The organism is Acidiphilium acidophilum, assembly GCF_033842475.1.
In the GTDB taxonomy this organism is placed as follows: Bacteria; Pseudomonadota; Alphaproteobacteria; order Acetobacterales; family Acetobacteraceae; genus Acidiphilium; species Acidiphilium acidophilum.
The window spans coordinates 3,525,183-3,548,627 of record NZ_JAWXYB010000018.1 but is presented as its reverse complement, the minus strand read 5'-3'; the positions used below and the strand labels follow the sequence as shown (position 1 = coordinate 3,548,627).

Below are 23,445 nucleotides of genomic sequence, written 5' to 3'. Positions count from 1 at the left end.
AAAAGGCTGCGGTCCGGATTCAAAAGAGTTTTTTGGTTCTTTTTTGCAAAAAAGAACCCTGTCTTTTCCTTGCTCCCTTCTCGAAATGGAGCAGCATTCACCTCATGTTGGCGTCATTTTGGTAGCGACCAGGCGCGCGAAGCGGGCGGGGTCGATGGGGGTTTCGCCGTCCTGGATGCGGGCGAGGTCGAGGAGGAGGGTGGCCCAGTCGGTCATGTCTTCGCCGGATTCGGCGTGGGGGATGAGGCGTTCGATCAGGGGGTGGGTGGGGTTGAGTTCGAGGGCGGGTTTGGGGGCGTAGGATTGGCGGCCGGCGCGGCGCATCAGGCGTTGCAGCGCGAGGTCGGGCTGGGCGCCGGAGGCGGCGAGGGCGGCGGGGCTGTCGGTGAGGCGCGATGAGACCCGGACTTCGGAGACGTGGGCATCGAGGGCGGATTTCAGGGCGGCGGTGAGGGTGGCGAGGGCGGCCGGGGTTTCGGCGGCTTCGAAGATGTCGGATGCGGCGCCGGCGTGGACCAGTTTTTTGTCGGCGTAGGTGGCGAGGCGTTCGGGCCAGAAGAAGTCGATCTGGTCGGACAGGAGGAGGATTTCGAAGCCTTTGGCGCGGAGGCCTTCGATCTGGGGCGAGGCTTTGATGCGCTCGGGGTCTTCGCCGGTGATGTAGTAGATGTCTTTCTGGGTTTCCGGCATGCGGGCGATGTAATCGTCGAGCGAGGTGAGGTCGTCGCCGTGGGTGGAGCGGAAGCGGGCGAGGGCCGCGATTTCGGTGCGGTGGTCGTTGTCGTCGTAGATGCCTTCCTTCAGGACCGGGCCGAATTGCTCGATGAAGGGTTTGTAGGCTTCGGCGTCCCTGGCGCGGGATTTGAGTTCGGTGATGACGCGGTTGACCAGGGCCTTGCGGATGCGGGCGAGGACCGGGGTGGATTGCAGCATTTCACGCGAGACGTTGAGCGGCAGGTCTTCGGTGTCGACTACGCCTTCGATGAAGCGGAGCCAGCCGGGGAGGAGTTTGGCGTCGTCGGTGATGAACATGCGGCGGACGTGGAGGCGGACGTGGGATTCGCGATCGTCCTCGGTCACCGGGAAGGGGGATTGGCCGGGGATGAAGAGCAGGGCGGAGAATTCGATCGAGCCTTCCGCGCTCCAGTGGATGGTGGCCCAGGGCTGGTCGAACATGTGGCCGAGGTGGCGGTAGAATTCGGTGTAGTCCTGTTCGGTGACGTCGGATTTGCGTTTGCGCCAGAGGGCGGTGCCTTCGTTGGCGGGCTGGAATTTGCCGTCGCGTTCGATCCTGATCGGGACGGAGATGTGGTCGGCCCATTTGCGCAGGATGGTCTCCAGGCGGACGGGTTCGAGGTATTCATCGGCATCCGGCTTGATGTGGAGGATGACATCGGAGCCCGGGGTGTCGCGGGTGGCTTCGGCGATGCGGTAGCCGCCGCGGCCATCGGAGGTCCATTTATGGGCGGCGGTGGTGCCGGCGCGGCGGGAGATCATTTCGACGGTGTCGGCGACCATGAAGGCGGAATAGAAGCCGACGCCGAACTGGCCGATGAGGCTGGGGCGTTCTTCGGGTTTGGCATCGGCCAGGGTTTCGGTGAAGGCGCGGGTGCCGGAGCGGGCGATGGTGCCGAGGTGGCTGGCGAGGTCTTCGGCGGTCATGCCGATGCCGTCATCCGCGATGGTGATGGTGCGGGCTTCCTTGTCGACGCTGATGCGGATCGAGGCGTCTTCCGGGAGGGCGAGGGATTCATCGGACAGAGCGAGGAAGCGGCGGCGGTCGATCGCGTCGGCGGCGTTGGCGACCAGCTCGCGCAGGAAGATTTCGCGCTCGGAATAGAGGGAGTGAACGACCAGGTCGAGCAGGCGGCCGACTTCGGCATCGAAGGGGCGGGTTGTTTCGGTTGTTTCGGTCATTGCGATCCTCGAAGGGTTGGCCTTGGAAGGGCGGGATTTCGATCGCGCAGATAGGCGAGAGTGGGCGATGTTGCAATCGGGGCGGGGGGATTTCGCGACGGCGGGATACGGTTTCGCTTTACGGCAAGTGTAACAATTGCTAACCGGAACATGAAGAAAAATTCAGGGAGCGACGGGATATGAGGCAGTGGATGGCGCGGCGCGGCCGGGTTCTGGCGGGGATGGTTTTGCTGGGCGGGCTTGCGGGGTGTGCCGCGCATGGGGACGCTGCGGCGACCGGGCCGGTTGGCACGGCGCAGGTGCCGGCGCAGACGGCGCTGATGGCGCGGTATGGCGAACGGATGGCGCGGCAGGTGCGATCGGATCGGGTGTTCGACGGCATATTGGAGCGGGCGCATGTCCGGACGGGGTTCGGGGTGCTGGCGGTGGTGACGCCGCTCGGGTTCGTGCAGAAGGCCGGGGTTCAGGCGGGGGTGTTGCCGCCGGCGGTTTCGGCGGCGGTGATCAGGCATCTGCTCGGCGTGAATTTCGGGCGGTTCCTGCCGGGGATGCCGGATCGTCCGTTGGTGTTCGAGTTTCCGGTGCAGCCGCCGGGTGTGGGTGCGGCTGCGGCGGGGGGTGTTGGGGGCGGTTCGGTGTTCAGGCAGCAGGAGATCGTGCTGTATCAGCCCAATGCGGTTCTGGTTGCGCGGGTGGGTTCGGCGGTGCCGCTGGGCGCTTATATCAAGCAACTCGATGCGAGTTTGGCGGCGAGTTTCGATGCGATGCCGCCGGAGGCAGGGGTGACGGCTGCGCTGGTGATGGGGGTGAAGCCGGGGATGAAGTCGCGGGCGTGGGTGGTGACCGGGCGGAATCATATGTCGGCGGCGCTGATCGAGAAGATCGAGACGGTGGCGGAGGCGGTGCCGGCGGTGCCGGTGCAGGGCGGGCCAATTGCGTTCGCGATCATTTTCAATGTGTGGGGCGGCGGGGTGCCGGTTACGGATGCGAAGCACCCGGTGCCGATGCCGAGGCAATGGTTTCAGGGCGCGGTGGGGAATGTCGAGGTGCCGGATGGGGTGTTTGCGCGAATCTGGAAGTGAGGGGTGGGGCGTCAGCGCTCTTTGACACCCGTTGCCTGATCGCCGAGCAGAAAGCGTGGACCGGAGCCGGTGAGAGCAGCCTGATCGTCGGGGTTGTAGAGGGCGCAGTGTTTGAGGGAGAGGCAGCCGCAGCCGATGCAGCCGCCGAGGCGGGCGTGGGTTTTCTGGAGGAAGGTGATCTGGGCGGCGATGCGGGCCTGGATTCGGGTTGCGATGGTCTGCCACTCATGGGCTGAGGGGGCTTGATCACGGGGGAGGGTTGCGAGTTCGGCTTCGATTTCGGCGATGGTAAGGCCGAGTTTCTGGGCGATCAGGGCGAAGGAGAGACGGCGGATGTCGGCGCGGGCGAAGCGGCGCTGGTTGCCCGCGCCGCGTGAGGCCGTAACGAGGCCGCGCTGTTCGTAGAAGCGGATGGCCGAGACGGACAGGCCGATTCTGCGGGCGAGTTCGCCGATGGACAAAGTCGGGCGGAGTTTCACGGAAATCATTCTCGGAAAATGCTTGACCTTAAGTTAACTTGAGGTTCTAGGGCTTGCAACCGGCAAGCACTCTCCGCTTGCATCAAAAGGAGATTGACCATGTCGGCGGCACGGATTGAGCATGTGAACATCACGGTGTCGGACCCTGAGCGGACGTCGCGGCTGTTGGAATCATTGTTTGGCTGGGAGGTGCGGTGGAGCGGGCTTGCTCAGAATGGCGGGAGGACGATCCATGTCGGCTCCGGGGATCATTATGTCGCTCTATATAATGGTGGGAGCGTTGCCGGCGGGTTCGGCAAGGGACGGCCCCTCAATCATATCGGGATCGAGGTTGATGATCTTGAGGAGACCGAGGCGCGGGTGCTTGCTGCGGGTTTGAGGACGTTCAGCCATGGGAATTATGAACCGGGCCGCCGGTTCTATTTTTTCGATCTCGATGAGATTGAATATGAGATCGTCTGCTACGCGGCGGAGACGGATCGTCGATCGGATAGCTGAGCTTTTGGATTTTTCGTTTTGAAGGGGTGGGCGGGGCCGAGTTTCGTCGCGACCATCCCCTGGTGGCGCGATGCGTCATGTGGCCGGAGGTGCGCAACGGGTTGCTTTCGGGGCGCTGGGGTGGAAACATGGGGTGTTGGATGAAGGAAGAACGTCATGGTGCTATCCTCGCGGATGAAGATTCTTGTGGTCGAGGATGATCCCGATGTGGGGCGGTTGTTGGTCAATGCCTTGTCAGAAGCGGGGTATGAGGTGGTTTGGGCTTCGGATGGCAAGGCCGGGGTGACGGCGGCTTTGGGGGGTGAGTATGGGCTGATCATTCTGGATCGGCAGTTGGGGGACGGGATCGACGGGACCGATATTTTGCGGGCGGTGCGCGGGAGCGGGCGGGAGGTTCCGGCGTTGTTTCTGTCCGGGTTGGGCGAGGTTTCGGATTGGGTGGCGGGGTTGCAGGCCGGGGGCGATGATTATCTGGTCAAGCCGTTCAAGATGGATGAGTTGCTCGCGAGGATCGAGGCGCTGACATCCGCCCCCGCCCTGAAATAAGCGGACGACCGCCGAGCGGCAGGACCGCAAGGAGCGAAAGTTTTTTGCTTCTTTTTTTCAAAAAAGAAGCCTTCCCTTAACTTTTATCCCTTAAGCCGCGATCGGATCGACATCGAGCGCGTAGCCCGCGGCGCGGACGGTGCGGACGAGGTCGGTTTCGGTTTCGGCGTTGATGGCTTTGCGGAGGCGGCGGATGTGGACGTCCACGGTGCGGGGTTCGACGTGGATATCGCGGCCCCAGACGGCGTTGAGCACGTCTTCACGCGAGAAGACGCGGCGCGGGTGGCGCATGAAGAATTCGAGCAGGCGGAATTCGGTGGGGCCGAGGTGGAGGGTGCGGCCGGCGCGGGTGACGCGGTGGGTTGTGGGGTCGAGTTCGATATCGTGGAAAGTGAGCGGGGTTTTGGCCGGGGTGGCGCCGGAGCGGCGGAGCAGGGCGCGGATGCGGGCGATGAGGGCTTCGGGGGAGAAGGGTTTGGTGATGTAGTCATCGGCGCCGGTTTCGAGGCCGCGCACAGCGTCCTGGTCTTCGGCGCGGGCGGTGAGCATGATGACCGGGAGGCTGCGGGTGAGCGGGCGGCGGCGGAGCTGGCGGCAGAGTTCGATGCCGGAGAGGGTGGGGAGCATCCAGTCGAGCAGGAGGAGGTCGGGCGGGGTTTCGGTGATTTTGACGAGGGCTTCGTTGCCGTCGCCCGCGTCGTCCACCGCGAAGCCGGCTTTTTCGAGGTTGTAGCGCAGGAGGGTGACGAGGGGGGCTTCGTCCTCGACGACAAGGATGAGGGGTTTGCCGTGGTCGTTCATGGCGCGGTCCGTCACGGTTTCGATTGGGCGAAGTAGGCGGCGGAGAGGTCGCCTTTGGGGCGGTTTTCCGGGAGGCTGGTGCCGGTGGCGGCGTAGTAGGTGAGTTCGGCGACGTTGGTGGCGTGGTCGCCGATGCGTTCGAGGTTTTTCGCGATGAAGAGGAGGTGGGTGCAGGCGGAGATGTTGCGGGGGTCTTCCATCATGTAGGTGATGAGTTCGCGGAAGATGGTGGTGTAGAGATCGTCGATCATCTGGTCGGCGCGCCAGACGGCGGTGGCTTTTTCGATGTCGGCGTCGCCGATGGCGTCGATGGTGGATTTGAGGTTTTCCTGCACCAGGCGCGACATCTGCGCGAGGCTGGCGAGCGGGTAGGCGGGGGAGGATTCGTTGAGGACGAGGGTGCGTTTGGCGACGTTGGCGGCGTAGTCGCCGATGCGTTCGAGGTCGGTGGTGACCTTCAGCGCGGCGACGACCTGGCGGAGGTCGTTGGCGACCGGGGCGCGGGTGGCGAGGAGGCGGATGGCGAATTGCTCGATGCTGCGTTCCTCGGCATCGACCCGTGCATCGAATTCGACGACACGGGCGGCGAGCTCGGCATCGCGGGTGATCAGGGCGGTGGTGGCATCGGCGAGTTCGGTTTCGACGAGGCCGCCCATCGCCGCGATCATGTCGCGCAGGCGGGTGAGGTCGGTTTCGAAGCTGGAGAGGATGTGGCGGGATTCGTCGCTGACGATGGGCATGGCGGTCTCCTCAGCCGAAGCGGCCGGTGATGTATTCCTGGGTGCGGCGTTCGCGCGGGGCGGTGAACATGTCGGTCGCGGGGGCGACCTCGACGAGTTCGCCAAGGTAGAAGAAGGCGACGCGGTCGGCGCAGCGGCCGGCCTGCTGCATGTTGTGGGTGACGATGACGATGGTGAAATCGCGCTTGAGTTCGGCGATGAGTTGTTCGATTTTCAGGGTGGAGATCGGGTCGAGCGCGCTGGTCGGTTCGTCGAGCAGGATGACCTGGGGGCGGACGGCGATGGTGCGGGCGATGCAGAGGCGCTGCTGCTGGCCGCCGGACAAGGCGAGGGCGGAGTTGGCGAGCTTGTCCTTCACCTCGTCCCACAGGGCGGCGCGGATCAGGGTGGATTCGACCCGTTCATCCATTTCGGCGCGGGTGAGGCGCTCGTGCAGGCGGACGCCGAAGGCGACGTTTTCGTAGATCGATTTCGGGAAGGGTGTTGGTTTCTGGAAGACCATGCCGACACGGCGGCGGAGGCGGTTGATGTCGGTGGTGGGCGCGATGATGTTTTCACCGTCGAGCATGACCTCGCCGGTGGCGCGCTGGTTGGGGTAGAGGTCGTACATGCGGTTGAGGATGCGGAGCAGGGTGGATTTGCCGCAGCCGGACGGGCCGATCATCGCGGTGGTTTCGCGGTCGGGGAAGTCGAGCGAGACGGATTTGAGGGCCTGGGTGGCGCCGTAGAAGAAATCGAGGTTGCGGATGGCGATGCGCGGGGAGGGCGTTGCAGCGGCAAGGGGCATCGGCGCAAGCTGCGCGGCGGCTTCGGGCATGGTCAGGCTCCAGAGATCGGGACCGCGCGGGGCGGCAGGGGGTGGAGCGGCATCGGGTTCATGACGCCGCTCCTTAGCCCTGTATCATGCCACGGTTATGACAGATCCATGAAGCTTTTGTGACAGATGCCCGGTTGGATCAGCTCGCGTGGGGCAGCTTGGGCTGCTTGACCATGCGGAGATAGGGCTTGAGCGTCTTGAAGCCCGCGGGATACTTGGCCTTCGCCTCGTCATCGGACACCGAGGGGACGATGATGACGTCATCGCCGTCTTTCCAGTTCGCCGGGGTGGCGACCTTGTCGGAATCGGTGAGCTGGAGCGAGTCGATCACGCGGAGGATTTCATCGAAATTGCGGCCGGTCGCCATCGGGTAGGTGAGGATCAGCCGGATCTTCTTCGCGGGGTCGATGATGAAGACCGAACGCACCGTGGCGGTGGTGCTCGCGTTCGGGTGGATCATTTCATAGAGCTTGCTGACCTTGTGGTCATGGTCCGCGAGGATCGGGAAATCGACGGTCTGGCCCTGGGTTTCCTTGATGTCTTTGGCCCAGCCGGTGTGGTTTTCACCAGTGTCGACCGAAAGACCGACCGGCTTGACGTTGCGCTTTTTCCATTCGGGCATCAGACGGGCGACCACGCCGAGCTCGGTGGTGCAGACCGGCGTGTAATCGGCCGGGTGGCTGAACAGAATGCCCCACGAATTGCCGAGATACTCGTGAAATTTGATGCGGCCTTCCGAACTGTCCTGTTCGAAATCCGGGGCGGTGTCGCCAAGTTGCAATGACATATTCAAGTCTCCGATTACGTTATGATGCCCCGCACATAGCGCCCATGGGCCGAAAGTCCAGCCACACGATCACAAGTCCTGGAGTGCGGGGCGATCAAACCCATATGGGGAGGCTGACCCCGAAATAGGAGCCCCCGCCCATGAAACCCTCCGTCCTCCTCATGCTCGGCATCACCGCACTCATCCTCTCCGGCTGCGGACTGGCCGCAGCACCCTGCCGCGTCACCTCCGCCGGGCTCAAAATCGTGCCGCTCGTCGGCCCCGTCGCCGCCGCCCCCACCGACGCCTGCGCCAACGTGATCGATCCGACCCCGACACGGAGTTGAGGCGCGAGGGCAGTAAGGCGAGGGGCGCTGCCCCTCGACCCCGCCAAAGGCGGAGCCTTTGGAATCCACTGGTTTTGGTTGGGGGAGGGCGATGCGTCATGCCTTTGAACGGCACGTGCGTGGATCGCCCTCCCCCAACCAAAACCAAAGGGTTCTAAGGGCCGCGCCCTTAGTGGGGGTGCAGGGGGCAAAGCCCCCTGCCCTTATTTGCCTTCGGGCTTAGACTGCGGTGCCGTGGTAGCGGAACTCGGTCATCATGCCGGTCATCATGTGGTAGAGGTTGTGGCAGTGGAAGGCCCAGCGGCCTGGGTTGTTGGCGTCGAGGGCGATGCGGATGGTGCCCATGGGGGGGACGACGATGGTGTCGCGCATGGCGCCGTTGAGGGGGGTGCCGTCGATGGCGATGATCTGGAAGTCGTGGCCGTGCAGGTGCATCGGGTGGGCCATCATGGAGTGGTTGACGAGGTCGATTTCGACGCGTTGGCCGGTGGTGAGCATGAGAGGGGTGACGTTTGGCCAGAATTCGTTGTTGAGGGACCAGGCGTAGGGTTTCATGTGGCCTGCGAGGTCGATGCGGTGGCGGAGGCCGGGCCGGCGCGGGGTGAGCGGGTGGCGGGCGGACAGGCGGCGTTCGAGCGAGAGGTCGACCGCGGGGGCGGGTTTGGCGGCCTGGGGGGTGATGCGGGCGATGGGGGCGCCGGGCGGGGCGAGGATGAGGCCGGTGCGGTCGGAGGTGCCTTCGAGGGTGGCGAGGATGGGGGTGGCGCGGTCGGGTGGGAGGTCGAGCAGGACGTCGAAGCGCTGGGCGATGCCGATGGGGATGCGCTTTACGGGGATTGGCAGGCAGTCGTGGCCGTCGGTTGCGATGACCGTGCCGGTGAGGCCGCCGAAATCGACCCAGAACTGGCTGGAGGATGAGCCGTTGATCAGGCGCAGGCGGATGCGGGCGCTGCGGCTGGTCCGGATGACGAGCGGGTCGGAGAGGGTGCGGTCGTTGGTGAGGAAGGCGTCGTAATGGACGTCGTTGAGGTCGGATTTGCCCATCGACATGCCGTTCATGTCCATGTCTTTCATGTCCATGCCGGGCATGGACATTCCGGGCATTGCGGCTGAGCGGGCGGGGTGTGGGGGGATGTCGCGGGTGGGGATGTTTTCGATCTCGCGGGTCATGGTGTGGATGGCGGGGAGGGATTGGCCGGTGAGGCGGGCCATCAGCGCTTCGGGGCTGTGGAAGCTGAAATCGTGCAGCATCATGACGACTTCCTGATGATCGGCGCGCAGGTCGGCCGCGGAATGGACGATCAGGGGGGCGGTCATGAGGTTCTGTTCCTGGAGACCCTGATGGGAGTGCATCCAGAAGGTGCCGGGGATGGCGGCGTAGTCGTAGGCCTGGGTGGCGCCCGGTTTGATCGGCGGGGTTTCCATCCAGGGAAACCCGTCCTGAACCCAAGGCGGGAACTGGCCGTGCCAGTGGATGATGGTGCTGGTGCCGGCGTTGTTGATCAGGTCGACCTTGAAGCGTTCGCCGGGTGCGAGGGTGATGCCGGTGTTGCCGGCCTGGTCGGTGAGCTGAAATTTGGTGGCGGCGCGGCCGTTGACCTCGATGATGCGGGTGTGGGCGGTGAGGCGTCTCGCCGGGGTGGCGGCGTGGGCGATCGCGGGGATGGCGGGCAGACTGGCGGCGGCGGCAGCACTGGCGAGGAAGCGGCGGCGGGGGATTGAGTATTGCATGACCCCTTCGTGGTGATTGCCACGGTGGGAAGGTCAAGGCGAGGTGGTTTCAGGCTGGTGTTGCGTCGTCGGGGTCGTCGGACGGGTGGTCGTGGGGTGGGAGATTGGTGCGGACGTCCGCGAGGGCCTGATATTCGGCTTGGAGGTCGGCGATGACCGAGCGGTCGTCGGAGGGGCCGCCCATGGTGGGGCCTTCGCGCAGGCGTTCGATCTGCGTGCGGATGGCCGCCATGGCGTCGTCGATCTGTTGGCGGAGGGGCTTATCGGACTCTGACATGGAGTGTGCGTAGCATGGGGAGGTGAGCCGGGACAGGACCGGTGCGGTCACCTACCCGAACAGGCTGCGCAGGATCACGATGAGGGATTCGGGATCGACGCCGAAGCCGATGATCAGGGCGCCGAGGGTCGCCATGGTGATCCAGCCGGTCATGGGGACGGCCATGGCCATTTCGGGGGTTGCGGTGCGTTCGACCGGTTTGAGCGACATCACGATGATGATGCGCAGGTAGTAGAACAGGCCGATCACGCTGGTGACGACGAGGGTTCCGGTGAGGATGCGCAGGTCGGCGTGGACGCCCGCAGCCATGATGTACATTTTGGCGATGAAGCCGATGGCGGGAGGCACGCCGGCGAGCGAGAGCAGCACCAGGGTCATGATGGTGGCGAGGAACGGGCGTTCCCAGAACAGGCCGTGGAATTCGCTGACCTGATCGAGATCGCGCCCGGCGGTGGCGCGGGAGAGGATGCCGATGATGCCGAAGGCACCGATGACGGTGATGGCGTAGGTGACGATGTAGAAGATGACGCCGGCGCGGCCGATCGCGCTGGCGGCGAGAAGGGCGACCAGAACGTAGCCGAGATGGGCGATCGAGGAATAGCCGAGGATGCGTTTGATGTTTTCCTGCATCAACGCGAGGAGGTTGCCGATCGCCATCGAGAGGATCGCGACGATGGTGATGGCGGTGATGGTGCCGTGCGAGAAGGCGACGCCGGGCATTTCGAGGATGCGGATGATCACGGCGAGGACGGCGATTTTCGGGATCACCGCGACGTAGGCGGCGGAGGGTGCGGGGGCGCCGGCGTAGATGTCCGGCACCCAGATGTGGAAGGGCACCACGCCGAGCTTGAAGCCGGCACCCGCGCCGATCAGGGCGACGGCGGCGAGCAGGATGGGCGTGCCGGTGAGCAGGGTCGCGAGGACGGGGGTGAATTGCAGATGGTTCGTCGCGAGTTCGACCAGCGCGATGCCGAACAGGACCAGTGCCGAGGACATGCCCGAGAGGATGAGGTATTTCAGCCCGGCTTCCTCGGCGCCCGGGCGGTAGCGCGGGTAGGCGATCATGCCGATCATGGCGAGGCTCATGGTCTCCAGCCCGAGGAACAGGGTGATGAAGCTGGCCGAGAGGGTGAGGGCGACCGCGCCGAGGGTCGCGATGAGCAGGAGCAGCGGGTATTCCTCGCGCGGGAGCTTGATGCCGGTGGTGAAATAGCCGGCGGCGAGGATCAGCACGCCGAGTGCCGCGAGGATGACGAGGGCGGCGAAGCCGAGAGATTCGGTGGTGAAGATGAAGAGGGTGGGCATCGGCGCGGGGCCGGTGGCGTTGATCGCCCAGGGCGTGCTGGCGATGGCGGCGAGCAGGCCGATGGCGCTGATGGCGACGCTGCCCGCGAAGCTGCGCTTGATCGCGATGGCGGCGAGCAGGATGGTGATGGCCGCCGCAAGGATGAGCAGCGGGGCGGACGCCTGCAGATGGGAGATCATGTGCCGCTCCGGGTGAGGGTCAGTCCTGCGGTGGTGTCGATCGGGACGAGGTTGCCGAGGCCGGGGGCGGCGATTTTGAGGACCGGCTGGGGGTAGACGCCGAGCCAGATGATGGCGGCGCCGAGGGCGATCATCATGATGGTTTCGCGCGCACCGAAATCGGGCAGGGTGCGGGGTTCGGCGGCGTTGCCATGAAAGGCGCGCTGGATCGCGATGAGGGAATAGAGGGCGGCGGGGATAAGGCCGATCGCGGCGAAGATGGCGATGAGCGGGGCGACTTCGTAGGTGCCGCGCAGGATCAGGAATTCGCCGACGAAATTGCCGAGGCCGGGCAGGCCCATCGAGGCGAGGACGAAGAAGGCCCCGAAGGAGGAGAGGCGCGGCACGTCGGTCCAGAGGCCGCCCATGCGGCCGAGATCGCGGGTGTGGAGGCGTTTCTGGATGCTGCCGACGGTGATGAACAACGCGCCGGTGCTGATGCCGTGGGCGATCATGAGGATGACGACGCCCTGCCAGGCGATGTAGTTGAAGGTGTAGATGCCGACCAGGACGAAGCCCATGTGGCTGATGCTGGAATAGGCCACGAGCTTCTTGAGGTCGGACTGGCCGTAGGCGAGGATGGCGCCGTAGAAGATGCTGACGACGCCGAGCCACATGGCGATGGGCGCGATATCACGCGAGGCGGCGACGAAGAGCGGCACGGCGAAGCGGAGCAGGCCGTAGCCGGCGGTTTTCAGCAGGATGCTGGCGAGGATGACCGAGCCGGCGGTGGGGGCTTCGGTGTGGGTTTCGGGCAGCCAGGTGTGGACCGGGAAGGAGGGCAGCTTGACCAGAAAGGCGATGAAGAAGCCGAGCATGACGAGATAGCCGAAGGTGCCGCCGGGCTGGCTGGTGAGGAGCGCGAAGTAGTCGAAGGTGAGTTTGCCGGTCTGCTGGTCGTGCAGGAAGGCGAGGGCGAGGATGGACAGCAGCATCAGCAGGCCGCTGCCCTGGGTGAACAGGAAGAATTTGAGCGCGGCGCGGCGGCGGTTTTCGTGGCCCCAGATGGCGATGATGAAATACATCGGCACCAGCATGACCTCCCAGAAGAAGAAGAACAGGAAGAGGTCGAGCGCGAGGAACACGCCGATCGACCCGGCGAGGGACCAGAGCAGGTTGGCGTGGAAGAAGCCGACATCGTCCTGGATTTCCTTCCAGGAGACCACGACGGAGAACACGCCGATGGCGAGGGTGAGGACGATGAGGAGCCAGCTCAGCCCGTCGAGATCGAGGCGGAGGCTGATGCCGAAGGAGGGAATCCACGGCGCGTCGAACCCGACCAGCCAGTGGCCGGGGGCGATGAGGTTGGCGGGGGTGACGTTGTGCAGGAGGGGCAGGATCAGGATCAGGTCGAGCACGAGGGCCGCGAGGCTGATGACGCGCGGCAAGGTGGGGTTGAGTTTTCCGGCGGGCCAGGCGAGCAGGCCGCCGGCGAGCGGGATGACGAGCAGCCAGAGGAGGATCATTTGAACACCAGAATGGCAATGGTTGCGATCGAGCCGACCATCAGCCAGCCGGCGTAGCGGCGGACCTGACCGACCTGGCTGCCGCGCAGCGCCTGGTGGAGCCGCAGCGCGATGGCCATGAGGAGGGTGACGATGAGATCGACCGGATCGTTGCGGAGGATGCGGACGAGGGCGAGGAAGGGACGGACGAACAGGACATCGTAGATCGCATCGAAGCCGAAGCCGCTCGCCATCAGGCGGCGGAATGCGCTGGGCGGGGCGAGGCCGACGCGTTCCCAGTGGCCGTTGCGGAACAGGACGAAGGCGATGCCGAGGCCGAACAGGGGGATGACGTAGCCTGCGCCCTCCACGATGATGTCGAGCCCGCCATGCGCCTTGATCGCGCCGACCGCGGGGGTCAGCAGGGTCAGGACCATCTGGTTGTCGCCGAGGAAGTTCGGGGTTTCGAGCCAGCCGATCAGGACCGAGCCGGCGGCGAGGATGATCAGCGGGATGGCGATGCGGATGCCGTAGGGTTCGAGCACTTCGGAATGGGCGGGGCCGAAGAAGACCAGGAAGACGACGCGGAAGATGTAGGTGGCGGTGACCAGCGCGCCGAGCAGGCCGGCGGCCCAGAGGATCGGGCCGAGGCCGGGAGCGTACCAGACCGCGCCGAGGATCATTTCCTTGCTGAACGAGCCCGCGCTGATGACCGGAAGGGCGGCGAGCGAGGCCGAGCCGATCAGGAAGCTCCAGAAGGCGAGCGGGATGCGGGTGCGCAGCCCGCCCATTTTGAAGATGTTCTGTTCATGGTGCATCCGCATCGCGATGGCGCCGGCGGAGAGGAACAGCAGCGCCTTGAACACGGCATGGGTGAGGAAGTGGAACATCGCCGCCGACCACGCGCCGACGCCGAGGGCGAGGAACATGTAGCCGATCTGGCTGATGGTGGAGTAGGCGAGGACGCGCTTGATGTCGCTCTGGACCAAAGCGGCGAAGGCGGCGAGCAGGATGGTGATGGCGGCGCCGATCGAGATTGCGGCGAGCACGTCCGGCGCCAGCAGATAGAGGACGTGGAGTCGGACCACAAGATACATGCCGGCGGTGACCATGGTGGCCGCGTGGATCAGGGCGCTGACCGGGGTGGGGCCGGCCATGGCGTCGGGCAGCCAGGTCTGGAACGGGAACTGTGCGGATTTGCCGAGGCCGCCGATCAGCAGGAGGGCGGCGGCGACGGTGATCCAGCTGCCGCCGTTGGAGGCGAGATCGACCGCGCGATCGAGCATCGGCTGGATCGAGAGGGTGCCGGTCCTGACCGCGAGAAGCAGGATGCCGACCAGCATCGCGACATCGGCGACGCGGGTGACGACGAAGGATTTGCGGGCGGCGTAGCCGTTTTTCGTCTCGTGGAACCAGAAGCCGACCAGGAGGTAGCTGCAGACGCCGACCCCTTCCCAGCCGATGAACATGACCAGAAGGTCGCTGGCCAGAACCAGCAGGAGCATGGCGGCGACGAAGATGTTGAGGTAGGCGAAATAGCGGTTGTAGCCTTCCTCGCCCTCCATGTATTCGGTGGAGAACAGGTGGATCAGGGTGCCGACGATGGTGATGACCAGCATCATCAGCAGGGAGACCGGGTCGAGATAGAGGCTCAGGCCGATATGCATGCCGGGCAGGGAGACCCAGTTCCAGAGGTGTTCGGTGTAGACATGCGAGGCGGGGGCGTCGTGGTACCAGTGGATGCCGATCAGGCTTGCGATGATTGCGGCGATGCCGACGCTGGCGGTGCCGATGAAACCGGCGACGCGGCCGGGGATGATCGAGCCGAAGAATCCGATCAGGCAGGCGCCGAGCAGCGGCGATGCGGGGACGATCCAGAGGAGGTTGTTCATGCCTTGACGTCCCGCAGCAGGGTGGCTTTGTCGCCATCGAGGGTGGTGATGCGCGCGCGCAGGCGGAGCAGCAGGATCAGGCCGAGGGCGATCTCGGCGCCCGCGAGGTTGATCACGAAGATGAACATGATCTGACCCTGGGGGTCGCCCCAGCGCATGCCGGCGGTGATGAACAGCAGGGCGACAGCGTTGAGCATGATTTCGATCGACATCAGCACGAAGACGAGGCTGCGGCGGGCGAGCAGGCCGAGCATGCCGATGGCGAAGAGGATGGCGGCGAGCGCGGTGGGCGCCTGCCAGGAGAGTGTGACCATGGTTCAGTCTCCCGCTTTGGTCGGACGGCCGAGGTGATAGGCGCCGATCAGCCCTGCGAGCAGGAGCATCGAGGCGAGTTCGACCGCGCCGATATCGGTGGTGAACAGGCGGATGCCGACCGCCTGGGGCGAGACCACGACATGGCGGCTCGCCGCACCGCCCGCATGGTTGAGCAGGACGAAGATGAGTTCACCGCCGAGGGCGGCGCCGAGCAGGATGGGGACGATCCAGATGGTGCGGGGTATCCAGCTGGTTTCGCGGGCGGCGGCGTTACGGTCGAGCTTGAGCATCATGACCACGAAGAGGAACAGCACCATGATCGCGCCGGCGTAGACGATGACTTCGAGCGCGGCGGCGAAGGGCGCGCCGAGGACGAAGAAGATCACCGCCATGCCGAGCAGGGACAGCACGAAGTTGAGCAGGCCGTAGACCGGGTTGGACCGGGTGATGGCGAGGGCGGTGGTGACCAGGCTGAACGCGGCGGCGGCGTAGAAGACGATGTTGAAGGGATCGAGGGTCATGGCAGCAATCCCCTGGGGTCGACCGGTTCGGATTCGTTCAGGGCCTTGCCTTTGTCCTTGCCGAAGGCATTGACGCCGGCGACCCGGTAGAAATTGTAGTCGGGCACCTTGCCGGTGCCGGCGATCAGCAGGTTTTCCTTTTCGTAGACGAGGTTCTGGCGGGAGAACTCGCTCATTTCGAAATCGGGGATCAGCTGGATCGCGGAGGTTGGGCAGGCTTCCTCGCAGAAGCCGCAGAAGATGCAGCGGGAGAAGTTGATCCGGAAATGTTCGGGGGTCCATTTATCGGGCTCGGCGGTTTTCTGCAGGCTGATGCAGTCGACCGGGCAGACCGCGGCGCAGAGATAGCAGGATACGCAGCGTTCCTCGCCGTCCGGATCGCGGGTCAGGACGATGCGGCCCCGGTAGCGCGGCGAGAGATAGGGCTGTTGCTCCGGGTACTGGATGGTCTCGGCTTTGTGGAACAGATGGAGGAAGGTGAGCCAGAGGGTGCGGATGGCGCTGGTGATGAACATGGCGGGTCTTCCTCAGCCGATACCGGCGAGCATCAGCGCGCCGGTGATCGCGAGATTGGCGATCGAGAGCGGCAGCATCAGCTTCCAGCCGTAGGACATCAGTTGGTCGTAGCGCGGGCGCGGCAGGGCGGCGCGGAGCAGGATGAAGAAGGCGATGAAAAAGCCGATCTTCAGGGCGAACCAGAGGGCGGGCGGCAGGAACGGGCCGTGCCAGCCGCCGAAATAGAGCACCACGGTGATCGAGGAGATCAGGACGATGCTGGCGTATTCGCCGACGAAGAACATGCCGAATTTCATGCTCGAATATTCGGTGTGAAAGCCCGCGCCGAGTTCGTTTTCGCCTTCCGGCAGGTCGAACGGGAGGCGATGGGCTTCGGCGATGCCGGCGATCAGGAAGGGCAGGAAGCCGAAGAATTGCGGGATGACGAACCAGAGATGGGTTTGCGCATCGACGATCTTTTCGAGGCTGAACGAGCCGGTCAGCATGACCACGCCGATCAAGGCGAGGCCCATGAAGACCTCGTAGCTGACCATCTGGGCGGCGGCGCGCATGCCGCCGAGCAGGGCGAACTTGCTGTTGGACGACCAGCCCGCGAGGATCACGCCGTAGACCGACAGCGAGGTCATGCCGAGGAAGAACAGCAGGCCGATATTCATGTTCGGCACGATGCCGATCAGCGGGGTGATCGGCAGGACCACGAAGCCGAGCATGACGGTGGCCATCACGATGATCGGGGCGGCGACGAAGATGATCGGGTCGGCGAAAGGCGGGGTCCAGTCCTGCTTGAAGAAGATTTTGATCATGTCGGCGGCGACCTGAAGCGTGCCTTCCCAGCCGACCCGGTTGGGGCCGAGGCGGTCCTGCCAGAAGCCGAGCAGGCGGCGTTCGGCGAAGGTGAGTGCGGCGGCGAGCAGGGTGACGCTGAGCAGGATGCCGGCGGCCTCTGCCAGCGCGATCAGGATCGGGATCATGAGCGGTCTCCCGCGCTGAAGGTGCCGGTGCCGGGCAGATGGAGTGCGGGTTCGCCGGGGAAGCCGGTGGCGATGCCGATCAGGCCGGCGGGCTGGCCGGACGCGATGGTGACGAGGCGGGTGACCGTGGTGCCGCCGATGGTGCAGTCGACCACGCTGCCGGCGGTGAGGCCGAATTGCGCGGCATCGTCCGGGCCGATCACGAGGTCGGGCGGGGCCATGCGGGCGGTGACGGCGGGGGCGAGGGCGCTGAGTTCATCCGAGCCGAAGACCCGGGCGAGCGGCAGGAACAGCGGGGCTCCGGCGGCGCGTGGCGGGGCGGCGAGGGTGGCGTAGGTGCTGCGCCCGGCGCTGCCGCCGAACATCAGCGCGCCGCGGCCGCCCGCGACCAGATCGCCGCCGATTTCGGTCTGGAATTTGTTGACCGCCTGGGCGGAGTTCCAGCCGGGGGACCAGAAATAGGGCACGATCGGCGAGCCGGCGTGGAGCGGCGGGCCTTCCATGGTGGTGCCGAGCGGGGAATCGGGGTGGGCGTGGGGCTTGGGTTCGCGCACGTCGAGCCCGGCGTTGACGGCGGTGCGGCCACTGTAGCGGTGAGGCAGGGTCGCCTGACGCTGCATGTCGCCGGACCGGGTGGCGGGCCAGACGGTTTCGATTGCGGCGAGGACCGGAAGTTCGGCGGCCATTGCGCCGATCAGGGCGGCGTGGTCGTGCCAGCGATCGGCGGAGAAGCGGCCCGATGCGATCCCGGCATCGCGCAGGACGTGCCAGGATTGCGGCGCCGTGGTGTTGGAGAAGATCGCCTTGTGGCCCCGCTGCATCCGGCCTTCGAGGTTGACGAAGGTGATGTCCGATTCGGCGAAGCTGCCGGTCGCGATGGCGATGTCGGCGTTTTCGGTGGTGGCGGTTTCGATATGGTCGAGTGCGCAGAGGGTTTCGACCCCGGCGAAGGCGCGGTCGAGCGTGGCTTCGTCCGCGCGGCGGTGAAGGTCGTTTTCGAGGACGATGACGCGTTTGGCGTGGCCGGCGGCAAGCAGGTCGAGCGCGGCGGCGAGGGGTTTGGCGTCGAGCAAAGCGAGGCCGAGGGAGTTGGCTTCGGGCAGCAGGATCGCGAGTCGGGCGGCGGCACCGGTGCGGCGCAGCGCGATGACGATGTTGGCCGCGGCCAGAATCAGATCGGGGCCGCAGGCGGCGCCGCCGACCACGATGACCGGGGCGCTGGCGCGACCGAGCACCGCCGCGATGTCGCTCGCGCGGGCCGAGGGGTTTTCGCTGTGTTCGGGCGTGGTGGTGAGGGGGGCTGCGCCGTCGAGCCGGTGGGCGATCGCGCAGGCCAGCGCGGTGAGCGGGGCCGGCGCCATGCGCGTGGCTTCGTGGGCGATGCCGTCGAGCCTTGTGGCGAGCGGGGTGGCGATCAGCAGGGGGACGCGGTGGCCTTCGGCTGCGATGCGGGCCGGGGTGTCGTTCCAGTCCGGGATCTGGCGGGCGTCGAGCGTGGCGCGGTCGGCGCGCTGGGCCATCTGGCGCAGCGACAGAGCGAGGATCGGTGCGATGTCCGACGGATCGTCGCCGAGGATGAGGGCGGTATCGGCGGCTTCGGCGTCGGCGATCGTGGCGATCGGGATGTGGTGGTCGCGCATCAGGGCGGCGGCGGTGGCGGCGATGGCGGCGTCGTGATCGGAGACCCCGGCGAAGAAGCGGTCGGGGCCGACCAGGGCGCGCAGGGCGAAATTGGCTTCGAGCGAGGCGCGGGGCGAGCCGATGCCGATGGCATCCCCGGCGCGGAGCAGGGTGGCCAGTGCGTTGCGGGCGGTATCGGCGTCGATATCGGAGCGTGCGGTGTCGCCGGTGCGCTGCTTGGATGTGCGCAGGCGGGCGGCGCTTTCGAGGAAGCCGGTGCCGAAGCGGCCGCGGTCGCACAGGAAATAGCCGTTGAGCGTTGCATTGTAGCGGTTGGTGACGCGGCGGAACTCCCCTTCGCGTTCCTGCACCGTGACGTTGCAGCCGACCGCGCAATGCGGGCAGATCGACGGGGTGGCGCGCATGTCCCATTTGCGGCGGAACCGGGCCGAGAAGGGTTTGTCGACGAAGACGCCGGTGGGGCAGACCTCGACGAGGTTGCCCGCGAATTCGTTTTCCAGCGTGCCGGATTCCGCGCGGCCGAAATAGACGTTGCGGTTGGCGCCGAACACGCCGAAATCGGTGCCGCCGGCATAGTCGCGGTAGAAGCGCACGCAGCGGTAGCAGCCGATGCAGCGGTTCATTTCATGGCGGATGAACGGGCCGAGATTCTGGTTGAGATGGGTGCGCTTGGTGAAGCGGTAGCGCCGGTCGGTATGTTTGGCGAGGACGGTCATGTCCTGCAGGTGACATTCGCCGCCGACTTCGCAGACCGGGCAGTCGTGCGGGTGGTTGGTGAGGACGAATTCGATCACCCGGTCGCGGAAGGCGGCGGCGGCGGGATCGGCGATCGACATGCGTAGACCCGGCGTTACCGGGGTCATGCAGGCCATGACGATCTGGCCGGTGTGATCGTCCGGGCCGTTGAAGACCTTGACCGCGCATTGGCGACAGGAGCCGACCGAGCCGAGCGCGGGGTGCCAGCAGAAATAGGGGATGTCTTTCTGCGCCGACAGGCAGGCTTCGAGGATGTTCTGCCCGGGCCGCGCGGTGATGGTGAGGTTGTCGACCGTGATGTCCAGATGGTTCAGGTCCATGGGCAGGCTTTCGTCGCGATATGTTGTTCGAACACGGGGCCGAAATACTGCAATCCGCTCTGCAGCGAGGCCATGGCCCCGGGGGCGAGGGCGCAGAAGGTGCGGCCGGGGCCGAGATTGCCGGTCATTTCCAGCAGGAGATCGAGATCGGTGGCGCGGCCTTCGCCGGCTTCGATCGATTTGAGGGTGCGCTCGACCCAGGGCAGGCCGTCGCGGCAGGGGGCGCACCAGCCGCAGGATTCGCGGGCGAAGAATTGTTGCAGATTGGCGATGAAGCCGACCGGGCAGGTTTTGTCGTCGAGCACGATGGCGGTGCCGGTGCCGAGGCGGGTGCCGTGCTTGGCCATATCGGCGAAGGTCATCGGGACGTCGAGATTTTCCGCCATCAGGAAGGCGGTCGAGGCGCCGCCGGGGAGCACGGCGGTGAGGCGGTAGCCGTCTTTCATGCCGCCCGCGTGGTCTTCGATCATGTCGCGCATCGGCGTGCCCATCGGCAGTTCGAACGTGCCGGGATTGCGGACGCGACCGCTGACGCCGTAGATTTTGGTCCCCAGGGCACCGTTGACGCCGAGGCCGCGATACCAGTCTGCGCCGTAGCGCACGATATGGGGGACGTTGCAGATGGTCTCGACATTGTTGACGATGGTCGGGCAGCCCCAGAGGCCGTTGACCTGCGGAAACGGCGGCTTGGAGCGCGGGATGGCGCGGCGGCCCTCCAGCGAGTTGAGCAGGGCGGTTTCCTCGCCGCAGATGTAGCGACCGGCACCGCCATGGACCTGGACCGAAAGGTCGAAGCCCGAACCGAGGATGTTTTCGCCGATCAGCCCCGCGGCCTCGGCTTCGGCGATGGCGTGGTTGAGGCGCTCGATCGCGGTGAGGTATTCGCCGCGCACGAAGATGTAGGCGTGGTCGGCCTGAAGCGCGTAGGCGCTCAGGATGATGCCTTCGATCATCTGGTGGGGGTCGCCTTCGAGCAGGAGCCGGTCCTTGAAGGTGCCGGGTTCCATTTCGTCGGCGTTGATCAAGAGGTAGCGCGGGCCGGGGCGCTGGTCCTTGCCGGGCATGAGCTGCCATTTGCGCCCGGTGGGAAAGCCGCCGCCGCCACAGCCGCCGAGGCCGGAGGCGGCGATCAGGGCGATCAGGCTGGCGGGCTCGACCTTGCCGAGCGTATCGCGCACCGCGAGGTAGCCATCGGCCTGTTCATATTCGGCGCGGCTGAACGGGGCGGCACCCCGGCGGATGTTGCGGGTGAGCGGCAGGCGCGGGATCGCACTCATGGGGTGTCGCTTTCGGCCGGCTGGAAAATGGCATCGAGCGCCGCGGTATCGACATTGCCGTGCAGGGTATCGCCGACCATCATGACCGGGGCGTGATCGCAATCGCCGAGGCAGACGATCGGCAGCAGGGTGAACCGGCCATCGGCGGTGGTTTCGCCCTGCCTGATGCCGAGGCGCTGGTGGATATGCGCGGCGAGCTGGTCGCGCCCGGTGATCCAGCAGCTGATGCTGTCGCAGAGCAGGATGACCTTTTCGCCGACCGGTTTGCGGTAGATCAGGTTGTAGAAGGTCGCGACCTCGTCGAGCTCGGCGGCGGACATGCCGAGCAGATGGGCAACCTCGTGCAGCGTGCCGTCCGACACGTAGCGGCGGCGCTGCTGCACGTATTTCAGCGAATCGATCGCGGCGGCGCGCGCGGTGGGGTAATGCGCGATCAGCTCCGCGATGGCCGCCCGCTCGGTCGCATCGAGCGGGGGCTGGCGCTCAACGATCGACATCGGCCATCACGAAATCGATGCTGCCGATGATCGCGATGAGGTCGGCGAGGTAGGTGCCGCGGCTCATCATCGGGATCGTCTGCAGATGGGCGAAAGAGGGGGTGCGGATGCGGACGCGATAGGGGGTGGTCGTGCCGTCGCTGACCAGATGATAGGTGTTCAAGCCTTTGGTTGCCTCGATGGTGGATGAGACCTCGCCGGGCGGGATGACCGCGCCCCAGGTCGAGTTGAGAAAATGCGGGATCAGGGAATCGATGTCGTTCAGGACCGCTTCGCGCGGCATCGGCATCGCCAGCGGGTGCATCGCCTTGACCGGGCCGGGCGGCATCTGTTCGAGGCATTGCCTGATGATGCGCAGGCTCTGGCGCATTTCGTCGAGGCGGAGCTGAACCCGGTTGAAGCAATCGGAGCGCTGGGCGGTCGGGACGTCGAATTCGAGCTGGTCGTAGCCGGAATAGGGGTGGGATTTGCGGTAGTCGAAATTGACGCCGGTCGCGCGCAGGCCGGGGCCGGTGATGCCCCAGTCGAGCGCTTCCTCGGCGGTGTATTCGCCGATGCCGATGGTGCGGATCTGGAAAATCTTGTTGCGCATCACCATCGCCTCGTACTCGTCGAGGCGCTTGGGCAGATAGGCCAGGAAATCGCGGATCCTGCCGTCCCAGCCCTGCGGCAGGTCGGCGGCGACGCCGCCGATGCGGAAGAACGAGGGGTGCATGCGGAACCCGCAGATCACCTCGATCAGTTCGAGCGCGCGTTCACGGTCGGTGAAGACGAAGAACACCGGGGAGAGCTGGCCGACATCCTGCACCATGGTGCCGAAGAACACGAGATGGCTGATGATGCGGAAGATTTCCGCCAGCATGATCCGGATCATCTGGGCACGGGGCGGGACGGTGATGCCCGCGAGTTTTTCGACGCCCATGACGTAGGGGAAGTTGTTCATCACGCCGGCGACGTAGTCGATCCGGTCGGTATAGGGGATGAAGCTGTGCCAGGACTGGCGTTCGCCGATTTTTTCGGCGCCGCGATGGTGGAAGCCGATTTCGGGGATGATGTCGATGATTTCCTCGCCGTGGAGTTTCACCACGAGGCGGAGCACGCCGTGCAGGCTGGGATGGTTGGGGCCGAGATTGACGATCATGGTTTCGGGATCGTTCTCGCCCGCATCGATCATGCCGGCGAGCAGGGGAATGTCGCGCAGGGCATGCTGTTCGGCGATCGCGGTCGAATCGGGCATCACGAACGGGCCCTGTTCGGTCGCGCGGCAGTAATGGTCCTTGCGCAGCGGGTGGCCGACCCAGCTTTCCGGCATCAGCATCCGGCGCAGGTCGGGGTGGCCGGCGAAGCGGATGCCGAACATGTCCCACACTTCGCGCTCGTACCAGTCCGCGTTGGACCAGAGGCCGCACAAGGTGGGGGCGATCAGTGCGTTCATGGCCAGTGGCACCTTGACGCGGATTTCGCGCCCGTCCTCGTGGCGGAACAGATGATAGAGCAGGGTGAAATCGGCGGCCCAGGGGTGGGGGCGGTTGAGGCGGGTGCGCTCGTCGATCGCGGTGATGTCGAGCAGCATGCGGTAATTCTGCGCGGGGTCGGAACGCAGACGGGTCATGACGCCGAGCAGGTCGTCGACATCGCACCAGATCGTTTCGATCCCGTCGGCGCAGATCTGCGGCGAGGTTTCGCCGCTCGCGCGCGGCGGGACCGGATGCGTGCGGGCGAGGCCGTTTTGCATCGTGGTGTGCGCTGTGTCCGGCATCGTCTCGGTC

23 protein-coding genes are annotated in these 23,445 nt (G+C 65.6%); 4 read left to right on the top strand and 19 right to left on the bottom strand.

Annotated features, from left to right (window positions below; translation table 11 throughout):
- Positions 1-102 precede the first annotated feature (102 nt).
- On the bottom strand, positions 103-1,917 hold the full coding sequence (gene htpG, locus SIL87_RS19550) for a molecular chaperone HtpG (RefSeq protein WP_319615832.1): 1,815 nt from the start codon (positions 1,915-1,917) through the stop codon (positions 103-105).
- Between the two features lie 179 nt (positions 1,918-2,096).
- On the opposite strand from htpG, the gene SIL87_RS19545 reads away from it, so the two are divergent.
- The gene (locus SIL87_RS19545; protein WP_319615831.1) at positions 2,097-2,999 is read left to right on the top strand and encodes a hypothetical protein; all 903 of its coding nucleotides are present in this window, start codon (positions 2,097-2,099) and stop codon (positions 2,997-2,999) included.
- A gap of 11 nt (positions 3,000-3,010) precedes the next feature.
- Here SIL87_RS19545 and soxR read toward each other — a convergent pair whose 3' ends face one another.
- Entirely contained in the window at positions 3,011-3,478 is a 468-nt protein-coding gene (gene soxR / locus SIL87_RS19540) for a redox-sensitive transcriptional activator SoxR (RefSeq protein WP_319615830.1), read from the bottom strand.
- Positions 3,479-3,577: 99 nt separating this feature from the next.
- Between soxR and SIL87_RS19535 the strand changes: the two genes are divergently transcribed.
- Both SIL87_RS19535 and SIL87_RS19530 read left to right on the top strand, forming a co-directional pair.
- Complete coding sequence (locus SIL87_RS19535; protein ID WP_319615829.1) at positions 3,578-3,976, top strand: VOC family protein; 399 nt, start codon at positions 3,578-3,580, stop codon at positions 3,974-3,976.
- Between the two features lie 156 nt (positions 3,977-4,132).
- Positions 4,133-4,522, top strand: coding sequence for a response regulator transcription factor (locus SIL87_RS19530; protein WP_319615828.1), 390 nt, complete (start codon positions 4,133-4,135; stop codon positions 4,520-4,522).
- 90 nt (positions 4,523-4,612) lie between these two features.
- On the opposite strand, the gene phoB is transcribed toward SIL87_RS19530, so the two are convergent.
- The 4 genes from phoB to SIL87_RS19510 all read right to left on the bottom strand — a co-directional run bounded on the left by phoB (position 4,613) and on the right by SIL87_RS19510 (position 7,667).
- Positions 4,613-5,323 carry a phosphate regulon transcriptional regulator PhoB gene (gene phoB / locus SIL87_RS19525; RefSeq protein ID WP_319615827.1) on the bottom strand — a complete coding sequence of 237 codons (711 nt, stop codon included), beginning with the start codon at positions 5,321-5,323 and terminating at the stop codon, positions 4,613-4,615.
- An 11-nt stretch (positions 5,324-5,334) separates the two neighbouring features.
- Positions 5,335-6,063, bottom strand: a complete 729-nt coding sequence (gene phoU, locus SIL87_RS19520; RefSeq protein WP_319615826.1) for a phosphate signaling complex protein PhoU — start codon at positions 6,061-6,063, stop codon at positions 5,335-5,337.
- A gap of 10 nt (positions 6,064-6,073) precedes the next feature.
- Positions 6,074-6,880 carry a phosphate ABC transporter ATP-binding protein PstB gene (pstB, locus tag SIL87_RS19515; RefSeq protein WP_319615824.1) on the bottom strand — a complete coding sequence of 269 codons (807 nt, stop codon included), beginning with the start codon at positions 6,878-6,880 and terminating at the stop codon, positions 6,074-6,076.
- Between the two features lie 139 nt (positions 6,881-7,019).
- Entirely contained in the window at positions 7,020-7,667 is a 648-nt protein-coding gene (locus SIL87_RS19510) for a peroxiredoxin (protein WP_319615823.1), read from the bottom strand.
- 140 nt (positions 7,668-7,807) lie between these two features.
- Here SIL87_RS19510 and SIL87_RS19505 point away from each other — a divergent pair, with 140 nt between their 5' ends.
- Positions 7,808-7,993 carry a DUF6726 family protein gene (locus tag SIL87_RS19505; protein ID WP_319615822.1) on the top strand — a complete coding sequence of 62 codons (186 nt, stop codon included), beginning with the start codon at positions 7,808-7,810 and terminating at the stop codon, positions 7,991-7,993.
- A 219-nt stretch (positions 7,994-8,212) separates the two neighbouring features.
- Here SIL87_RS19505 and SIL87_RS19500 read toward each other — a convergent pair whose 3' ends face one another.
- From SIL87_RS19500 to nuoC, 13 genes are read right to left on the bottom strand one after another with little or no spacing between them, the layout of a single operon-like run.
- Positions 8,213-9,724: a multicopper oxidase family protein gene (locus tag SIL87_RS19500; protein ID WP_319615821.1), complete on the bottom strand. Its 1,512-nt coding sequence runs from the start codon at positions 9,722-9,724 to the stop codon at positions 8,213-8,215.
- 49 nt (positions 9,725-9,773) lie between these two features.
- Positions 9,774-10,001, bottom strand: a complete 228-nt coding sequence (locus tag SIL87_RS19495) for a hypothetical protein (protein ID WP_319615820.1) — start codon at positions 9,999-10,001, stop codon at positions 9,774-9,776.
- A gap of 51 nt (positions 10,002-10,052) precedes the next feature.
- Complete coding sequence (locus SIL87_RS19490) at positions 10,053-11,486, bottom strand: NADH-quinone oxidoreductase subunit N (protein WP_319615819.1); 1,434 nt, start codon at positions 11,484-11,486, stop codon at positions 10,053-10,055.
- A complete protein-coding gene (gene nuoM, locus SIL87_RS19485; RefSeq protein ID WP_319615818.1) occupies positions 11,483-12,991 on the bottom strand; it encodes an NADH-quinone oxidoreductase subunit M in 1,509 nt (502 codons plus the stop codon). The genes SIL87_RS19490 and nuoM overlap by 4 nt, the downstream gene beginning before the upstream one ends.
- A complete protein-coding gene (gene nuoL, locus SIL87_RS19480; protein WP_319615817.1) occupies positions 12,988-14,862 on the bottom strand; it encodes an NADH-quinone oxidoreductase subunit L in 1,875 nt (624 codons plus the stop codon). The genes nuoM and nuoL overlap by 4 nt, the downstream gene beginning before the upstream one ends.
- Positions 14,859-15,176 carry an NADH-quinone oxidoreductase subunit NuoK gene (gene nuoK / locus SIL87_RS19475; RefSeq protein WP_319615816.1) on the bottom strand — a complete coding sequence of 106 codons (318 nt, stop codon included), beginning with the start codon at positions 15,174-15,176 and terminating at the stop codon, positions 14,859-14,861. The genes nuoL and nuoK overlap by 4 nt, the downstream gene beginning before the upstream one ends.
- 3 nt (positions 15,177-15,179) lie before the next feature.
- The gene (gene nuoJ / locus SIL87_RS19470) at positions 15,180-15,698 is read right to left on the bottom strand and encodes an NADH-quinone oxidoreductase subunit J (protein WP_319615815.1); all 519 of its coding nucleotides are present in this window, start codon (positions 15,696-15,698) and stop codon (positions 15,180-15,182) included.
- Complete coding sequence (gene nuoI, locus SIL87_RS19465) at positions 15,695-16,207, bottom strand: NADH-quinone oxidoreductase subunit NuoI (RefSeq protein ID WP_456304839.1); 513 nt, start codon at positions 16,205-16,207, stop codon at positions 15,695-15,697. The genes nuoJ and nuoI overlap by 4 nt, the downstream gene beginning before the upstream one ends.
- A gap of 18 nt (positions 16,208-16,225) precedes the next feature.
- On the bottom strand, positions 16,226-17,185 hold the full coding sequence (gene nuoH / locus SIL87_RS19460; RefSeq protein ID WP_319615813.1) for an NADH-quinone oxidoreductase subunit NuoH: 960 nt from the start codon (positions 17,183-17,185) through the stop codon (positions 16,226-16,228).
- Positions 17,182-19,902, bottom strand: a complete 2,721-nt coding sequence (gene nuoG, locus SIL87_RS19455; RefSeq protein ID WP_319615812.1) for an NADH-quinone oxidoreductase subunit NuoG — start codon at positions 19,900-19,902, stop codon at positions 17,182-17,184. The genes nuoH and nuoG overlap by 4 nt, the downstream gene beginning before the upstream one ends.
- The gene (gene nuoF / locus SIL87_RS19450; RefSeq protein ID WP_319615811.1) at positions 19,893-21,179 is read right to left on the bottom strand and encodes an NADH-quinone oxidoreductase subunit NuoF; all 1,287 of its coding nucleotides are present in this window, start codon (positions 21,177-21,179) and stop codon (positions 19,893-19,895) included. The genes nuoG and nuoF overlap by 10 nt, the downstream gene beginning before the upstream one ends.
- Complete coding sequence (gene nuoE / locus SIL87_RS19445; RefSeq protein ID WP_319615810.1) at positions 21,176-21,676, bottom strand: NADH-quinone oxidoreductase subunit NuoE; 501 nt, start codon at positions 21,674-21,676, stop codon at positions 21,176-21,178. The genes nuoF and nuoE overlap by 4 nt, the downstream gene beginning before the upstream one ends.
- A complete protein-coding gene (gene nuoC, locus SIL87_RS19440; protein WP_405055278.1) occupies positions 21,663-23,411 on the bottom strand; it encodes an NADH-quinone oxidoreductase subunit C/D in 1,749 nt (582 codons plus the stop codon). The genes nuoE and nuoC overlap by 14 nt, the downstream gene beginning before the upstream one ends.
- Between the last annotated feature and the right edge of the window lie 34 nt (positions 23,412-23,445).

What these genes read in the sequence shown, in the direction of transcription:
- htpG (WP_319615832.1), bottom strand. Translation starts at nt 1,917, where the DNA reads ATGACCGAAACAACCGAAACAACCCGCCCCTTCGATGCCGAAGTCGGC.
- SIL87_RS19545 (WP_319615831.1), top strand. Translation starts at nt 2,097, where the DNA reads ATGAGGCAGTGGATGGCGCGGCGCGGCCGGGTTCTGGCGGGGATGGTT.
- SIL87_RS19535 (WP_319615829.1), top strand. Translation starts at nt 3,578, where the DNA reads ATGTCGGCGGCACGGATTGAGCATGTGAACATCACGGTGTCGGACCCT.
- SIL87_RS19530 (WP_319615828.1), top strand. Translation starts at nt 4,133, where the DNA reads ATGGTGCTATCCTCGCGGATGAAGATTCTTGTGGTCGAGGATGATCCC.
- phoB (WP_319615827.1), bottom strand. Translation starts at nt 5,323, where the DNA reads ATGAACGACCACGGCAAACCCCTCATCCTTGTCGTCGAGGACGAAGCC.
- phoU (WP_319615826.1), bottom strand. Translation starts at nt 6,063, where the DNA reads ATGCCCATCGTCAGCGACGAATCCCGCCACATCCTCTCCAGCTTCGAA.
- pstB (WP_319615824.1), bottom strand. Translation starts at nt 6,880, where the DNA reads ATGCCCGAAGCCGCCGCGCAGCTTGCGCCGATGCCCCTTGCCGCTGCA.
- SIL87_RS19510 (WP_319615823.1), bottom strand. Translation starts at nt 7,667, where the DNA reads ATGTCATTGCAACTTGGCGACACCGCCCCGGATTTCGAACAGGACAGT.
- SIL87_RS19505 (WP_319615822.1), top strand. Translation starts at nt 7,808, where the DNA reads ATGAAACCCTCCGTCCTCCTCATGCTCGGCATCACCGCACTCATCCTC.
- SIL87_RS19500 (WP_319615821.1), bottom strand. Translation starts at nt 9,724, where the DNA reads ATGCAATACTCAATCCCCCGCCGCCGCTTCCTCGCCAGTGCTGCCGCC.
- SIL87_RS19495 (WP_319615820.1), bottom strand. Translation starts at nt 10,001, where the DNA reads ATGTCAGAGTCCGATAAGCCCCTCCGCCAACAGATCGACGACGCCATG.
- SIL87_RS19490 (WP_319615819.1), bottom strand. Translation starts at nt 11,486, where the DNA reads ATGATCTCCCATCTGCAGGCGTCCGCCCCGCTGCTCATCCTTGCGGCG.
- nuoM (WP_319615818.1), bottom strand. Translation starts at nt 12,991, where the DNA reads ATGATCCTCCTCTGGCTGCTCGTCATCCCGCTCGCCGGCGGCCTGCTC.
- nuoL (WP_319615817.1), bottom strand. Translation starts at nt 14,862, where the DNA reads ATGAACAACCTCCTCTGGATCGTCCCCGCATCGCCGCTGCTCGGCGCC.
- nuoK (WP_319615816.1), bottom strand. Translation starts at nt 15,176, where the DNA reads ATGGTCACACTCTCCTGGCAGGCGCCCACCGCGCTCGCCGCCATCCTC.
- nuoJ (WP_319615815.1), bottom strand. Translation starts at nt 15,698, where the DNA reads ATGACCCTCGATCCCTTCAACATCGTCTTCTACGCCGCCGCCGCGTTC.
- nuoH (WP_319615813.1), bottom strand. Translation starts at nt 17,185, where the DNA reads ATGATCCCGATCCTGATCGCGCTGGCAGAGGCCGCCGGCATCCTGCTC.
- nuoG (WP_319615812.1), bottom strand. Translation starts at nt 19,902, where the DNA reads ATGGACCTGAACCATCTGGACATCACGGTCGACAACCTCACCATCACC.
- nuoF (WP_319615811.1), bottom strand. Translation starts at nt 21,179, where the DNA reads ATGAGTGCGATCCCGCGCCTGCCGCTCACCCGCAACATCCGCCGGGGT.
- nuoE (WP_319615810.1), bottom strand. Translation starts at nt 21,676, where the DNA reads ATGTCGATCGTTGAGCGCCAGCCCCCGCTCGATGCGACCGAGCGGGCG.
- nuoC (WP_405055278.1), bottom strand. Translation starts at nt 23,411, where the DNA reads ATGCAAAACGGCCTCGCCCGCACGCATCCGGTCCCGCCGCGCGCGAGC.